Here is a 15,502-nt window from a genome sequence, read left to right as displayed (position 1 = left end):
GCCACCCGCCTGCCGCCTGCCGCCGCAATCCGGCCGCCCGTCCGTCCAGCCACCCCAGCCACCCGCCTGCCGCCTGCCGCCGCAATCCGGCCGCCCGTCCGTCCAGCCACCCGCGGTCCGGGGGCACTTCGACACGGACACGCCGGCCGCCGTCGTGAATTGCGACGCCGAGGCCACCAAAGTGCCCCGCGACGGCGACGGTTCGCCGGGACTTCCTTCAGCACACCCAAAAACAGACTTCCAAGGAGTAAACCATGACTAAGATGCGCACCGTAGACGCTGCCGTCGCCATCCTGGAAAAGGAGGGCGCCACCGAGGCGTTCGGCCTGCCCGGCGCGGCCATCAACCCGTTCTACTCCGCCATGCGGAACCACGGCGGGATCCGCCACACCCTGGCCCGCCACGTTGAAGGCGCCAGCCACATGGCCGACGGCTACAGCCGGGCCAAGGACGGCAACATCGGCATCTGCATCGGCACCTCCGGGCCCGCTGGCACGGACATGATCACCGGGCTTTACGCGGCCTGGGCCGATTCCATCCCCATGCTCTGCATCACCGGCCAGGCCCCGGTGGCCAAACTGCACAAGGAGGACTTCCAGGCCGTGGACATCGAGTCCATCGCCAAACCGGTCACCAAGATGGCCATGACCGTCCGGGAACCGGGCCAGATGCCGGGCGCCTTCCAGAAGGCCTTCCAGCTGATGCGCTCCGGCCGCCCGGGTCCGGTGCTGCTGGACCTGCCCATCGACGTGCAGATGGCCGAGATCGAGTTCGACATCGACGCCTACGAACCCCTGGCCGTCGAGAAGCCGCGGGCCAGCCGCCGGCAGCTGGAGAAGGCACTGGACCTGCTCACCGCGGCGCGGCACCCGCTGATCGTGGCCGGCGGCGGCATCATCAATGCCGGCGCGTCCGCGGAACTGGTGGAGCTGGCCGAACTGCTCGGCGTTCCGGTCATCCCGACCCTGATGGGCTGGGGCGCGATCGCCGACGACCACCCGCTGATGGCCGGCATGGTGGGCCTGCAGACCTCGCACCGCTACGGCAACGAGACCATGCTGGCCTCCGACTTCGTCATCGGCATCGGCAACCGCTGGGCCAACCGCCACACCGGTGGCCTGGACACCTACACGGCCGGCCGGACGTTCGTGCACATCGATATCGAGCCCACCCAGATCGGCCGCGTGTTCTCCCCGGACCTGGGCATCGCCTCCGACGCCGGCGCGGCCCTGACGGGCCTGATCGGGCTGGCCCGGGAACGCCAGGCTGCGGGCAGCCTGCCGGACTATTCCGGCTGGGCCGCCGAATGCGCGGAGCGCAAGGCCACCCTGCACCGCAAGACGCACTTCGAGAACATCCCCATCAAGCCGCAGCGCGTGTACGAGGAGATGAACAAGGCGTTCGGCAAGGACACCATCTACGTCTCCACGATCGGCCTGTCCCAGATCGCCGGCGCCCAGATGCTGCACGTGTTCGGGCCGCGCAAGTGGATCAACGCCGGCCAGGCCGGCCCCCTGGGCTGGACCGCCCCAGCCGCCCTCGGCGTGGTGCGCGCCAAGCCGGAGGAGACCGTCGTCGCCCTGTCCGGTGACTACGATTTCCAGTTCATGATCGAGGAGCTGGCCGTCGGCGCGCAGTTCAACCTCCCCTACATCCACGTGGTGGTCAACAACTCCTACCTGGGCCTGATCCGCCAGTCCCAGCGCGGGTTCAACATGGAGCAGAACGTGTCCCTGGCGTTCGAGAACATCAACTCCACGGATCTCTCGGCGACCGCCAGGGGCTACGGCGTGGACCACGTCAAGGTGGCCGAGGGCCTGGGCTGTAAGGCCATCCGGGTGGAGGACCCCAGCGACCTGGCGTCCGCCTTCGACAAGGCCCAGGCCCTGATGGGCGAGTTCCGGGTTCCCGTGGTGGTGGAAGTGATCCTGGAGAAGCTCACCAACATCTCCATGGGTGTGGAAATCAACGCGGTGAACGAGTTCGAGGCGCTGGCCGAAACCCGCGCGGACGCCCCCACCGCCATCCTGGCCCTGCAGGCGTAGGACATGCGTGTTGTGATAGCTCCGGACAAGTTCAAGGGCTCGCTCTCCGCGCCGGACGTCGCCCGGCACCTGGCGGCGGGACTGCAGTCGGCCATGGGCTCCAACCTGGACGTCCTCCTGATTCCGGTGGCCGACGGCGGCGAAGGCACCCTCGATGCGGCCGTCGGCTCCGGCTTCACCCGCCGCAGCGCCGTCGTGAGCGGACCCACCGGGGAACCGCTGACCGCCGGCTTCGCGGTCCGCGGCCGGGAGGCGGTCATCGAGATGGCGGCCGCGTCCGGGCTGGCGGCCCTGCCCGGCAGCCAGCCGGACTCGGCCAGCGCCGCAGGCGCCACGAGTCTTGGCACCGGCGAGCTGGTCCGCGCGGCCCTGGACGCGGGCTGCCGGCAGATCATCCTCGGCGTGGGCGGCAGCGCCAGCACCGACGGCGGCGCCGGCGTCCTGCAGGGCCTCGGCGCCCGCTTGCTCGACAGCGCGGGCCGCGAGCTGCCGCCCGGCGGCGGCGCCCTCGCCCGGCTGGACCGGATCGACTTCACCGGTTTCGACCCGCGGCTGGACGAGACACGCTTTGTGCTCGCCAGCGACGTCGACAACCCGCTCCTCGGCCCCGAGGGTGCCGCCGCGGTCTTCGGGCCGCAGAAGGGCGCCAGCCCGGCGGACGTGAAGGAACTCGACGCCGCGCTGGCCCACTTCGTGGAGGTGCTGGCGGGCGAGATCGGGCCGCGGGCGGTCAAGGCCGCGCAGGCCCCGGGCGCCGGGGCGGCCGGCGGGGCTGGCTACGCCGCGATCGCGGCCCTGGCGGCCACGCGCCGGCCGGGCATCGACGTCGTCCTCGAGTTCACCGAGCTGGAGGCGCGCCTGGCCGGTGCCGATCTGGTGATCACCGGCGAGGGCAGCCTGGACGAACAAAGCCTGCTGGGCAAAACCCCCGTGGGCGTTGCCCGGGCGGCGGCGCGGGCCGGCATTCCGGTCATCGCCGTCTGCGGACGCACCACGCTCGGCCCCAGAGAGCTCACCGCTGCCGGGTTCCGCGCGGTCCATGCTTTGACGGAGCTCGAAAGCAATGTAGACACATGTATAGCGGAGGCGGCAGCGCTGCTGGAACGCCTCGGCCGGAACATCGGCCTGCAGCTGGCGGCGCCGCCCGCCGGCCGCACGGCCACGAGCAAGGAGCGCCTGAATGTCTGAAGAAACCTTCGACCTCGTCATCCGGGGGCAGCGCGTCCTGACGACGGCGGGCATCGCGCCGCGCGAGGTGGGGGTGCGCGGCGGCAAGATCGTGGCGATCGAACCCCTCGGCAACGGGCTGTCCGGCGCCGCAGTCATTGACCTCGCGGAGGACGAAACCCTGCTTCCGGGCCTCGTGGACACGCACGTCCACGTCAACGAGCCAGGCCGCACCGAGTGGGAGGGCTTTGCCTCCGCCACCCGGGCCGCGGCGGCCGGCGGCGTGACCACCATCATCGACATGCCGCTCAACAGCATCCCGCCCACCACCACGGTGGACGGCCTCAAACTCAAGCGCGAGGTGGCCGAGGACCAGGCGTTCGTCGACGTCGGATTCTGGGGCGGCGCGGTTCCCGGCAACAAGGCGGACCTCCGCCCGCTGCACGACGAGGGCGTCTTCGGCTTCAAGTGCTTCCTGCTGCACTCCGGCGTGGACGAGTTCCCGCACCTGGACGCCGAGGAGCTCGAAGTGGACCTGGCCGAGCTCAAGTCCTTCGATTCGCTGATGATCGTCCATGCCGAGGACTCCCGCGCGATCGACCGTGCCCCGCACCCGGGCGGTGACCAGTACGCGACGTTCCTCGCGTCCCGGCCCCGCGGCGCGGAGAACAAGGCCATCGCCGAGGTGATCGAACGGGCCCGCTGGACCGGCGCCCGCGCCCACATCCTGCACCTGTCCTCCTCGGATGCCCTCCCGATGATCGCCAGCGCCAAGCGCGACGGCGTCCGCCTCACGGTGGAGACCTGCCCGCACTACCTCACCCTGATGGCCGAGGAAATCCCCAACGGGGCCACCGCGTACAAGTGCTGCCCGCCGATCCGCGAGGCCTCGAACCGGGAGTTGCTCTGGAAGGGCCTGCAGGACGGCACCATCGACTGCATCGTCTCGGACCACTCCCCGTCCACCCTGGACCTCAAGGACCTGGAAAACGGCGACTTCGCCGTCGCGTGGGGCGGGGTGTCCTCGCTGCAGCTGGGCCTGTCCCTGATCTGGACCGAGGCCCGGCACCGCGGTATTCCGCTGGAAAAGGTGGTGTCCTGGATGGCGAGGAAGCCCGCCGAACTGGCGAGGCTGAACACCAAGGGCCAGCTGGCCCTGGGGTACGACGCCGATTTCTCCATCTTCGCCCCCGACGAGGCCTTCGTGGTGGACGTCTCCAAGCTCAAGCACAAAAACCCCATCACCCCGTACGACGGCAAGGCACTCTCCGGTGTGGTCCGCAGGACCTTCCTGCGGGGCCACGAAATCGACGGCCGAACGCCGAGCGGACAGCTGCTGCGCCGCGGCGGCGTCTGAGGGCTTCGATGGCATCCGAAGCCCATTCCCCACGAGGCATAGATGCGCACCGGGAGCCGGGTCCGGCCTCCGGACCGCGGCTCCGGGCGCACGGTCTGGCCGTCTGGGTGACGCCGGGCGAGGGCCGGGACCCCGATGAGGCCGCAATGGCGCGGGCGGCGCAGCTGCTGCTGGCGCGCGCCCTGAAGCTTGCCCCGGGGGCGGACGTCCGGCTCTGGCCCGCCCCCGGGGCTGCTACCACCGCCGGCGGCCGAACCCGGGTGCCGTCGTCGTCCGCTGCGCAGGATTCCCCGCAGGAGGACGACGGCGGCGCCCCCCACCTGCCGCCGTCGTCCGGGTCCGGCAGCCTGGTGTCCGTGGACCTTGCCGCGGGCGAGGTGCGGCTGGACGGGCTGCGGGTGCCGCTGTCCGGCGTCGAGTTCAAGCTGCTGCGGTATCTTGCGGAGAACTGCTCCCGCACCGTGAGCCGGGAGGAGCTGCGGCTGTTCCTCGAATCGTTCGATTCCCCCGCGGCGGCGTCCCGGTCCATCCATGTGTACGTGGGCCGGGTGCGGCGCAAGCTGCGGGGCGGGCGTCCTGCGATCGCCACGGTCCGCGGCGGCGGCTACCGGTTTGTCCCCGGGCCCCACATCAAGGTGCGCGGACCGGCGGAATACAGCATCTGAACCCGTGGTTGTGCAGCGCAGACCGCTTCCTCCGCAGACCTCCGCGAACGAACCCCTCAAAGACCACGAAGGAACACCCATGAGCCCCCAGCTGACCGTCAAACTCCAGCCCGGAACCGCCGCCCCGGACTTCACTCTTCCGGACGCCGCGGGACAGAAGGTCGCGCTGGCGGACTACCGCGGCAAGAACGTCATCGTCTATTTTTACCCGCAGGCCGCCACCCCGGGCTGCACCACCGAGGCCTGCGATTTCCGCGACAACCTGGCATCCCTGCAGGGTTCCGGCTATGAAGTGCTGGGGGTCTCCCCCGACGGGCCGGAGGCGCTGGCGCACTTCACCGGCGACTTCGCCCTGACCTTCCCGCTGCTCGCCGACGAGGACCACGCCGTGGCCCTGGCCTACGGCGCCTGGGGCGAGAAGCTGGTCAACGGCGAGGTCACCGAGGGGATCGTCCGCTCCACCGTGGTGCTCGACCCCGGGGGCAAGGTGACGCTGGCGCAGTACCAGGTCAAGGCGCAGGGCCACGTCGCCGCGCTGAAGGCAGAGCTCGGCGTCTAGGCACCCGGCGATTCCGCGGCGCTTTCGGACGCGCGCACGCCGTTTGGGCACCCGGCGATTCCGCGGCGCTTTCGGACGCGCGCACGCCGGATCCGCGCCGCGCCTGTCCGAAAGTGCTGCGGAAACCGGCTAGGCGCGCGTCCCCGCCACGATGGTGGCCGTGGAACGGAGTCGGATGGCGCCGTCGTGCTCGTAGCGGCGGAGCAGCTGGAAGACGTCGGAGCGGATCAGCTCCCGGGATTCCGCGTCCGACCTGGCCAGCCCCATCGCCACGGTGGTCGCGATGTCGGTCATGAACTCCCAGTAGCGTTCCGGGGACTCGGCGACCAGGTTCGTGCTGACTTTCCGTTCGCTGACCTCGACCAAGCCGGCTTCGCGGAACATGCGGGACATCAGCCCTGCCGCGGAATACCGGAACAACCCCGGTGTCCCTGCCGGCGGCGGCGGAAGCTCCGAGTGGTGGGCCAGTGTGCCCAGGATCAGGCTGGCCCACGGGTTTTCAGCGGCCCGGCCCCACACGGCAGCCGTGATCCGCGCCCCGGGCCTGGCCGTCCGGACCATCTCCCGGAGCGCAGGCGAAATCGCGGGGAAGAACATGAATCCGAAGCGGCACAACACGGCGTCGAAGGACTCGTCGTCCAGCGGAAGGTCGGCGGCATCGCAGACCTCGAAGCGGACGTTGTGAAGGCCCCTGGCCGACGCCTTCAGCTCGGCCACCTTGAGCATCCCGGCTGAAATGTCGGTCAGGACCACACGGCCGTCCGGCACCAGGGCCGCCGCCGTCAGCCCGGGCTCCCCCGTTCCTGATCCAACGTCCAGCACCGAGGCACCCGGCTGCAGCCGGGCCTCCTCAATCAGGGCGTCCCCGAACGGGCCGTGCCAGCCGAGCAGTTCGGCGTCCCATTTCTGCCAGCCGGCCGCGAAGTGGTCCCAGATGGTGCGCTGCTGGTCACGGATGCTGTCCGCTGTGACTGACATGGTGCGACTCCCTACGCCCGGACCGCACCCTCCCCCACCCCCTAGTGTGCCCCGCCGCCCCGGCGGGAGCAATGGCTGGCGGGGCAGTAGTCTTAACGGCATGTCTACCCCCGAAAACCCCGGCACCGCAGGCGAACAGCACGTCCCCGAACGGCGCGAAGTCACCGTGCGCCGGGCGCCGAAGTACGTGCCCTTCCTGGTTCTGGGCGGGCTCCTGGGCTTCGCCGTGGCCGCCTTCCTCGCCTACGGGCTCCCGGGCGATGCAGCCTACGATGCCGGGGCAGTCTTCGGTTTCTTTATGATCCTGTGCGGCGCGGGCGGCGTCATCCTCGGCGGCGCCGCGGCGCTCATCCTGGACCGCCTGAGCGTCCGCAGGGCCAGGCGCGCCGTCGTCGAATCCGTTCCCGATTCCGTGCCCGACACCGGGGACCAGCCGGAGGCCTGACCGGCCGGAAGCCAACCCCAGCAGGTCATAAACCTGCCGCCGAGCAAGACCCGGCGCACAACGTGAGATAATCGACCAGTGGCACGCGGCGATGGAAAACTCTCTCATGATCTTCTCCCTGGCGAAAAAGGCCCTCAGGACGCATGCGGCGTCTTTGGGGTCTGGGCTCCCGGTGAAGAGGTTGCAAAACTCACCTATTACGGGCTGTATGCACTACAGCACCGCGGTCAGGAGTCGGCTGGTATAGCCACCAGCGACGGCAAGCGGATCAACGTCTACAAGGACATGGGGCTCGTCTCCCAGGTCTTCGACGAGACCACGCTCAACACCCTGACCGGGCACCTGGCCGTCGGCCACTGCCGTTACTCCACCACCGGTGCCAGCCACTGGGCCAACGCGCAGCCCACCCTGGGCGCCACCGCGACCGGCACCGTAGCGCTGGCGCACAACGGCAACCTGACCAACACCGCCGAGCTCAAGGCCATGATCGTGGACCGCAACGGCGGCCAGCTCACCGGCGAAATGAAGCAGGGCAACACCTCGGACACGGCCCTCGTCACCGCCCTGCTGGAGGGCGAAGAGGGCAAGTCGCTCGAACAGACCGCGATGGAGCTGCTGCCAAGGATCAAGGGCGGCTTCTGCTTTGTCTTCATGGATGAAGGCACGCTCTACGCGGCCCGCGACACGTACGGCGTCCGCCCGCTCTGCCTGGGCCGGCTGGAACGCGGCTGGGTGGTTGCCTCCGAGCAGTCCGCCCTCGCCACCGTCGGCGCCAGCTTCATCCGCGAAATCGAGCCCGGCGAGTTCATCGCGATCGATGAGGACGGCGTCCGCTCCGAGCGCTTCGCCGAGGCGACGCCGGCCGGCTGCGTCTTCGAATACGTCTACCTCGCCCGGCCGGACGCGTCCATCGCGGGCCGCTCGGTGTACGAGTCCCGGGTGGAAATGGGCCGCCAGCTGGCCCGCGAGAACACCCAGGAAGCGGACATCGTCATTCCGGTGCCGGAGTCCGGCACCCCCGCGGCCGTGGGCTACGCCGAGGAATCCGGCATCCCGTTCGCGCACGGTTTCGTAAAGAACTCCTACGTCGGCCGCACGTTCATCCAGCCCTCACAGACGCTGCGCCAGCTGGGGATCCGGCTCAAACTCAATGCGCTGGAATCCGTGATCCGCGGGAAGCGCGTGGTGGTCGTGGATGACTCGATCGTCCGCGGCAACACCCAGCGCGCCATCGTCCGGATGCTCCGCGAGGCGGGCGCCGCCAGCGTCCACATCAAGATTTCCTCCCCGCCGGTGAAGTGGCCGTGCTTCTACGGCATCGACTTCGCTTCCCGGGCTGAGCTGATTGCCAACGGCGCCACGGTTGAGGAGATCACCCAGGCCATCGGCGCCGATTCCCTGGCCTACATCTCCGAGGACGGCATGATCGGCGCGACGCAGCAGCCGCGCGAACGCCTGTGCACCGCCTGCTTCACCGGCCAGTACCCGATCGAGCTCCCGGGCGCCGAGAAGCCGGGCAAGAACCTGCTCGAACGCACCGACCTTGGCGGGCTCCCCGCCGCCGCCGGCGATGCCGCCCTCGGCGCCGAAGCGTCGGAAACCGCCGCCGAAGCGGCCGCCGGCATCAGCGCCACCGAGGATCCGGCCGAGAAACCCGGCGCCACCGGCTGCGATCCGGGCCCGGACGCCGAATTCGAAGAACTGCTCACCGATGCCGATCGCATTAATCGGACCATTGCTGCCGACAAGAAAGAGCCCGTATGACTTCCGCCTCCCCGGCCGCTGACATGAACGCCGCCCAGAACGCCGTCGGCATCACCTACGCCTCCGCCGGCGTCGACGTCGAAGCGGGCGACCGCGCCGTCGAACTGATGAAGGGCGCCATCAAGGCGACCCACAACTCCTCGGTGGTCGGCGGCGTCGGCGGCTTCGCCGGCCTGTACGACGTCTCGCGGCTGCTCACCTACAAGCGCCCGCTGCTGGCCACCTCCACCGACGGTGTCGGCACCAAGGTCGCCATCGCCCAGGCCATGGACATCCACGACACCATCGGCTTCGACCTCGTCGGCATGGTGGTCGATGACATCGTGGTGGTGGGCGCCGAGCCGCTGTACATGACCGACTACATCGCCTGCGGCAGGGTCGTCCCGGAGCGCATCGCGGACATCGTCCGCGGCATCGCGGCCGCCTGCTCCGTCGCCGGCACCGCCCTGGTGGGCGGCGAAACCGCCGAGCACCCGGGCCTGCTGGGTGAGCATGAGTACGACGTCGCCGGCGCCGCCACCGGTGTGGTCGAAGCCGCCGACCTGCTCGGCCCGGACCGCGTCCGCGCCGGCGACGTCGTGATCGGCATGGCCTCCTCCGGGCTGCACTCCAACGGCTACTCCCTGGTCCGCCGCGTCATCAACCACGCCGGCTGGGCCCTGGACCGCCACGTCTCCGAATTCAGCCGCACCCTCGGTGAGGAACTGCTGGAACCGACCCGCGTCTACGCCGCCGACTGCCTGGACCTGGCCCGGACCTTCCCGGTGAACGGCTCCGCAGCCGGCCAGGCCGTGCACGGCTTCAGCCACGTCACCGGCGGCGGCCTCGCCGCCAACCTGGCCCGCGTCCTGCCGCAGGGCCTGCTGGCCACCGTGGACCGCGCCACCTGGCAGCTTCCGGCCATCTTCCGGCTGGTCGCCGAGCTGGGCAACGTCCCGCTGGCCGACCTGGAGCGCACCCTGAACCTGGGCGTGGGCATGGTGGCGATTGTCTCCCCCGAGGCCGCCGACGCCGCCGTAAACCGGCTCAACGAACGCGGACTGCCGGCCTGGGTCATGGGCACCGTGGAGGAAAACTCGGACTCCGTCGTCAAGACCGGACCGGACTACGTCCAAGGCGCCAAGGGCGTCGACGGCGGCGCCGTCCGGCTGGTCAACACCTACGCCTAAACACCACCCAAACCCCCATCGAGTGCTCCACAACTGCCGTTTAGCACCTCCAAAACGGCAGTTGTGGAGCACTCGATCGGTTTAAGCCGGGTCAGACCTCCAGGACGCTGAACACGCCGCCCTGCGGGTCCTCGAGGGTGGCGATGGTGCCGGCTTCCTCGGCCTCGTCCGGTGCGATCAGGACGGTGCCGCCGGCAGCCTCGGCCGCCGCGACTGCCCTCGCGACGCTGGTCACCCCGAAGTACACCTGCCACCCCGGCTTGAGCGTTCCCTCGGCATCAGCCGGGACCGCAGCGATGCCGGCTACCTCCACGCCGTTGACCACCAGCGTGCTGTACTTGCCGCCGTCGTCCTGCGGGTACTCTGTCACGTCCTGGCCGAACAGCTGCTGGAAGAACCCGACGGCGGACTGCGGCTCGGGCGTCAGCAGTTCGGCCCAGGCCAGGGCGCCGGGCTCCCCGCTGCGGACGGTGCCGAAGTGGCTGCCGGCCTGCAAGGCGCCGGTGGTGCCGCCGCCGGGCGGGGCGAAGAATACCATCACGCCGGTGCCGCCTACCTCCTCGGGACCGAACTCCAGGGTTCCGCCGGCGTGGCCCAGGCCGTCGGCGAGCTCCCGGGCGTCGGAGGACGCGAAGTACACGTTCCATTGGCCGGGAGCCCCGACGGCCAGCTGCTGTGGGTTCTGCGGTGCGATCACGGCGACCAGGTCCTCGCCCAGGAATGCCTGGGCGTAGCTGCGCCCGTCCGGGGTGGGCAGGTCCTCGAAGCGCCAGCCGAAGACCGCGGCGTAGAAAGCCTTGGCCGCCGCGACGTCGCGGGCCTGGAGGTCTGGCCAGCAGATTTCCCCCTCGGTGAAGCCCGTGCGCATGGTCATGGCGGTCCTTTCGGGTAGCAGAAAACCCGCCGTCCACTCCCGTTGCTGGGGGTGGCCGGCGGGCCTGAAATCATGTGGTCGGCAATCCGCTGGCGGAGGTGCATGCCGGAAAGAAGTGTCGACTAACCTATCCGACGGGAATCAACCTCGTCGTCGTCCTCTTCCACATCGTCCGCGTACTTATCCACATAGGCCGAATAATCCGGCTCGACAGGCTCACTCGAGAAACGACTCGGCGCACGGACCTCAGAGCTCTTGAGCTCGCGCTGAAGAGCAGTGTAGTCAGTGTTCGGGGAGTAGTACTTGATGTCCCGAGCCTGCTTGGTAGCTTTTGCCTTTTGACGGCCGCGCCCCATGGCGTGACCCCCTTTTGTACTCGGACCGGAGGTGGTCACCATTGGCGTTAGTGAGGCCCCGGAATGTTTGGTCAATTTGTCGTACACCTAGATTACATGCTTTCAGCGGTAACTGCTCCCCGCGACGGCCGCTCCCGGCGGTGTGGGCCGGACCACTGCTCCGGACGGCGCCCGGGCGGCATGCAGGGCGCCGGGCATCTTCGATAGAGTTCCCTAGTGGACTTCCGGAAACGGGTCCCACCGCCGGGCGTCCCGCCGCGGCCCAGATGCACGGAAGTGGTGAATTCTCAGTGACCGAAGAGAACGAAAGGCCCGGCAACGCCGGCATGCCTGGGGTTCCCCCGGCCGGCGGACCCGGCGGTCGGTCCGCGCCTGCCGCACCGTCCGCCGTGCCCCCGAGACCGTCCGCGCCGCCCGTTGTGCCGCCCGTTGTGCCGCCAGCAACCCCGCCGTCCGGTCAGCCGGCTGCTCCGCCGCCCGGCCCTCCCACGCAGCTGCCCGCCCGCCCCTCCGCGCCGCCGGTCAACGGGCCCGACGCCGGGCAGCCGGGCCCCCGCCGTGCCTGGCGCGCCCCGGGGGCCGCCGCGGGTCCTGCGAGTGCTGCGGGTGCTGCAGGGACCGCTGCCACCGGCGCCGCGAAAGCGCGCGCTGCAGGGACCGCCGCCGCCGGCGCCGCGAAAGCGCGCGCTGCAGGGTCCGCTGCCACCGCGACCGCCGCTCTGGCCCGGGCCGCAAAGGTTGCCTCGGACAAGGTGTCACAGCTAGGCGGCTGGGTACGCCGCCAGAGTTCCACACGGATCGGCGCCGCCCTGGCCGCCGCCGTCGTCGTCGTACTGGGTCTGCTCATCTGGGGGGTGACCTCGCTGGGCGGCAGCCCGAAGCAGCCCGCGGCGGACGTTGCGCCCGCTGCCGCCGCGACGTCGGCAGCCCCCGCGAGCCGGGGACCGCTGCCGCTTGAGGGGGTCGGCCCGCTGGACTTACAACGCGGCGACTGCTTCAAGGATTTCGATCCGGAGGCGCCGCAGTCCACCATTGTGGACTGCGCCACGGGGCACTCGGCCCAGCTGATCGCGGTCCACCACTATGAGGCACCGGATGCCTATCCCGGTCTGGACGTGCTGAAGGACAAGGGCCGCGAGACGTGCCGCAACGCGCAGCTGACCGCTGCCGCCACCACGTACAACCTGCTGCAGCGCAACGCCTACCCGAGCTCCTCGAGCTGGGAGAACGGCGACCGCCGGGTGGACTGCTACGTGACCGCGGATGCCGGGAACGTCATCATGGAATCGCTGGTCCCCTAGAGGGGTCCCGCCGGCCCCTCCCCGGGGTTCTGCACAAGAGACCTGCCAGCCGGAGCACGCTCCGGCTGGCAGGTCCTGTTTATGCCGCGTTAGTCCTTGCGGCGGACGGAGAGCCCGCTGCCGGTGGAGGCGCCGCCGTCGGGCCGGTCCGAAGCCTCGACGCCGCCCAGCGTCAGCTCCGTGAGGTCCGGTGCGGTGTCCACCAGCACTGTGTCGCCGTCCATGATGTCGCCGGCCAAGATGGCTTTGGCCAGCCGGTCGCCGATTTCGCGCTGGACCAGGCGGCGCAGCGGCCGCGCGCCGTAGGCCGGGTCGAAGCCGGTCACCGCGAGCCAGGCGCGGGCACCCTCGGTGACTTCCAGGTTGAGCCGGCGGCCCTTGAGGCGTTCGCCCAGTTCCTTGACCTGCAGTTCCACGATCCGGGACAGCTCCTCGACGCTCAGCGGGTCGAACAGCACCACCTCATCGAGCCGGTTCAGGAACTCCGGCTTGAAGGAGGCGTGCACGGTGGCCATGACGGCCCGGCGCTTGGCGTCGGCGTCCAGGGCCGGGTCGACCAGGAACTGGCTGCCGAGGTTGGACGTGAGCACCAGGATCACATTGCGGAAGTCCACGGTGCGGCCCTGGCCGTCGGTGAGCCGGCCGTCGTCGAGCACCTGCAGGAGGATATCGAAGACCTCGGGGTGGGCCTTCTCCACCTCGTCCAGCAGCAGCACGGAGTACGGGCGGCGGCGGACGGCCTCGGTGAGCTGGCCGCCTTCCTCGTAGCCCACATAACCGGGGGGCGCCCCGACGAGCCGGGCCACGGAGTGCTTCTCGGAGTATTCGGACATGTCGATCCGCACCATGGCGCGTTCGTCGTCGAACAGGAAGTCGGCCAGGGCCTTCGCCAGCTCGGTCTTGCCGACACCCGTGGGGCCAAGGAACAGGAAGGAGCCGGTGGGCCGGTTGGGGTCGCTGATCCCGGCCCGGGCGCGGCGGACGGCGTCGGAAACCGCCGTGACGGCCTTGGTCTGGCCGATGAGCCGCTGGCCTAGCATGTGCTCCATCTCCAGCAGCTTCTGGCTCTCGCCCTGCAGCATGCGGCCGGCGGGGATGCCGGTCCAGGCGGAAATCACCTCGGCGATGTCGTCGGCGGTGACCTCCTCGGCCACCATGAGTTCCTGCTTGGCCCCGCCGCCGGCCACCCGGGCCGACTCCGCCTCGGCGGCTTCGTTCAGTTCCCGCTCCAGGGCGGGAAGCTCGCCGTACAGGATCCGGGAGGCGGCCTCGAGGTCGCCCTCGCGCTGGAATTTCTCGGCGGCGGAGCGCAGTTCGTCGATCCGCGCCTTGAGGTCGCCGACGCGGTTCAGGCCCGCCTTCTCGGCCTCCCAGCGGGCGTTGAGCCCGGCGAGTTCTTCTTTCTTATCCGCCATGTCCGCCTGGATCGCGGCCATCCGCTCCACCGACGCGGGGTCGGTCTCGTTGGCCAGGGCCAGTTCCTCCATGGTCAGCCGGTCCACGGAACGGCGCAGCTGGTCGATCTCCTCCGGGGCGGAATCGATTTCCATCCGCAGCCGGGACGCGGCCTCATCGACGAGGTCGATCGCCTTGTCCGGGAGCTGGCGGCCGGAGATGTAGCGGTTGGAAAGGGTGGCGGCGGCGACGAGGGCGGAGTCGGCGATGGCGACCTTGTGGTGCGCCTCGTAGCGCTCCTTGAGTCCGCGCAGGATGCCGATGGTGTCCTCCACGCTCGGCTCGCCGACGAAGACCTGCTGGAAGCGGCGTTCCAGCGCGGCGTCCTTCTCGATGTTTTCGCGGTACTCGTCCAGCGTGGTGGCGCCGATGAGGCGCAGTTCGCCGCGGGCCAGCATGGGCTTGAGCATGTTCCCGGCGTCCATGGAGCTGTCCCCGGTGGCGCCGGCGCCCACTACGGTGTGGATCTCGTCGATGAAGGTGACGATCTGGCCCTCGGAGCTCTTGATTTCCTCCAGGACGGCCTTGAGCCGCTCCTCGAATTCGCCGCGGTACTTCGCGCCGGCCACCATCGACGCGAGGTCCAGTGCGATGAGGGTCTTGCCGCGCAGGCTTTCGGGCACGTCGCCGGCCACGATCCGCTGGGCCAGGCCTTCGACGACGGCGGTCTTGCCGACGCCCGGTTCGCCGATGATGACGGGGTTGTTCTTGGTCCGGCGGCTCAGCACCTGGATGATGCGGCGGATCTCGGCGTCGCGGCCGATCACCGGATCCAGCTTGCCGGAGCGGGCAATCGCTGTGAGGTCGGTGCCGTACTTCTCCAGGGCCTGGAAGGTGTTTTCGGGGTCGGCAGTGTCCACCTTGCGGTCGCCGCGGACACCCGGGAGGGCCGCGAGCAGGGCCTCGTGGGAGGCGCCGGCGTCGCGCATCAGCTTGCCGACCGCGTCACTTCCGGACGCGAGCCCCAGCAGCAGATGCTCGGTGGAGACGAAGGTGTCGCCGAGCCGCCCGGCCTCGTTCTGGGCGTTCTTGATGGCCTGCAAAGCGGCGCGGGACAGCTGCGGCTGCTGCACCGAGCTGCCGGAGGTGGACGGCAGGGCCTTGATCGCGGTGCTGGCCTGGACGCTGACGGAATCCGGGTCCGTGCCGGTGGCGCGGAGGAGCGCCACGGCCACACCCTCGCGCTGGTCCATGAGCGCCTTGAGCAGATGGGCGGGCTCAAGCTGCGGGTTGCCCGCCGTCGAGGCGTTCATGGCGGCTGCCGCAAGAGCCTCCTGGCTCTTGGTGGTGAATTTGGCGTCCAAAGAGAGCTCCTTCCGGGAACATGCAGATATTAAAGTTGAGTCTACTCCGCTCAACTTTGCGCA

Annotated in this window: 13 protein-coding genes; 9 read left to right on the top strand and 4 right to left on the bottom strand. The window is 69.9% G+C overall.

The annotated features are described in order from the left end of the window. Nucleotides 1-254: 254 nt before the first annotated feature. From gcl to bcp, 5 genes are all read left to right on the top strand, one after another. On the top strand, nt 255-2,045 hold the full coding sequence (gcl, locus tag QK291_RS09210) for a glyoxylate carboligase (RefSeq protein WP_282381047.1): 1,791 nt from the start codon (nt 255-257) through the stop codon (nt 2,043-2,045). A gap of 3 nt (nt 2,046-2,048) precedes the next feature. Beyond that, entirely contained in the window at nt 2,049-3,233 is a 1,185-nt protein-coding gene (locus tag QK291_RS09205; RefSeq protein ID WP_282381045.1) for a glycerate kinase, read from the top strand. Then, nucleotides 3,226-4,569, top strand: coding sequence for an allantoinase AllB (gene allB / locus QK291_RS09200; RefSeq protein ID WP_282381043.1), 1,344 nt, complete (start codon nt 3,226-3,228; stop codon nt 4,567-4,569). Before QK291_RS09205 ends, allB begins: the two co-directional genes overlap by 8 nt. A gap of 8 nt (nt 4,570-4,577) precedes the next feature. Beyond that, nucleotides 4,578-5,234 carry a winged helix-turn-helix domain-containing protein gene (locus QK291_RS09195; RefSeq protein WP_282381041.1) on the top strand — a complete coding sequence of 219 codons (657 nt, stop codon included), beginning with the start codon at nt 4,578-4,580 and terminating at the stop codon, nt 5,232-5,234. A gap of 79 nt (nt 5,235-5,313) precedes the next feature. Then, nucleotides 5,314-5,793 carry a thioredoxin-dependent thiol peroxidase gene (gene bcp, locus QK291_RS09190; protein WP_282381039.1) on the top strand — a complete coding sequence of 160 codons (480 nt, stop codon included), beginning with the start codon at nt 5,314-5,316 and terminating at the stop codon, nt 5,791-5,793. 129 nt (nt 5,794-5,922) lie between these two features. Here the strand turns inward: bcp and QK291_RS09185 are convergent, their stop codons facing one another. Beyond that, entirely contained in the window at nt 5,923-6,771 is an 849-nt protein-coding gene (locus QK291_RS09185; RefSeq protein ID WP_282381037.1) for a methyltransferase domain-containing protein, read from the bottom strand. A gap of 100 nt (nt 6,772-6,871) precedes the next feature. Between QK291_RS09185 and QK291_RS09180 the strand changes: the two genes are divergently transcribed. The 3 genes from QK291_RS09180 to purM all read left to right on the top strand — a co-directional run bounded on the left by QK291_RS09180 (nt 6,872) and on the right by purM (nt 10,149). After that, a complete protein-coding gene (locus tag QK291_RS09180) occupies nt 6,872-7,216 on the top strand; it encodes a hypothetical protein (RefSeq protein WP_282381035.1) in 345 nt (114 codons plus the stop codon). Between the two features lie 78 nt (nt 7,217-7,294). Next, complete coding sequence (gene purF, locus QK291_RS09175; protein WP_282381033.1) at nt 7,295-8,980, top strand: amidophosphoribosyltransferase; 1,686 nt, start codon at nt 7,295-7,297, stop codon at nt 8,978-8,980. Next, a complete protein-coding gene (gene purM / locus QK291_RS09170; RefSeq protein WP_282381031.1) occupies nt 8,977-10,149 on the top strand; it encodes a phosphoribosylformylglycinamidine cyclo-ligase in 1,173 nt (390 codons plus the stop codon). The genes purF and purM overlap by 4 nt, the downstream gene beginning before the upstream one ends. A 91-nt stretch (nt 10,150-10,240) precedes the next feature. Here purM and QK291_RS09165 read toward each other — a convergent pair whose 3' ends face one another. Beyond that, entirely contained in the window at nt 10,241-11,023 is a 783-nt protein-coding gene (locus QK291_RS09165; protein ID WP_282381029.1) for a VOC family protein, read from the bottom strand. Between the two features lie 122 nt (nt 11,024-11,145). Further along, complete coding sequence (locus QK291_RS09160; RefSeq protein ID WP_282381218.1) at nt 11,146-11,379, bottom strand: DUF3073 domain-containing protein; 234 nt, start codon at nt 11,377-11,379, stop codon at nt 11,146-11,148. 752 nt (nt 11,380-12,131) lie between these two features. On the opposite strand from QK291_RS09160, the gene QK291_RS09155 reads away from it, so the two are divergent. Next, entirely contained in the window at nt 12,132-12,680 is a 549-nt protein-coding gene (locus QK291_RS09155) for a septum formation family protein (protein WP_282381027.1), read from the top strand. Nucleotides 12,681-12,769: 89 nt separating this feature from the next. On the opposite strand, the gene clpB is transcribed toward QK291_RS09155, so the two are convergent. Next, nucleotides 12,770-15,439 (bottom strand): ATP-dependent chaperone ClpB, encoded by a 2,670-nt coding sequence (gene clpB / locus QK291_RS09150; RefSeq protein WP_282381026.1) that lies wholly within the window; start codon nt 15,437-15,439, stop codon nt 12,770-12,772. Between the last annotated feature and the right edge of the window lie 63 nt (nt 15,440-15,502).

The sequence above is a fragment of the Arthrobacter sp. AL12 genome (assembly GCF_029960645.1).
Classification (GTDB): domain Bacteria; phylum Actinomycetota; class Actinomycetes; order Actinomycetales; family Micrococcaceae; genus Arthrobacter.
The sequence above is the reverse complement of the archived record's forward strand: the minus strand, read 5'-3'. Positions and strand labels throughout refer to the sequence as shown.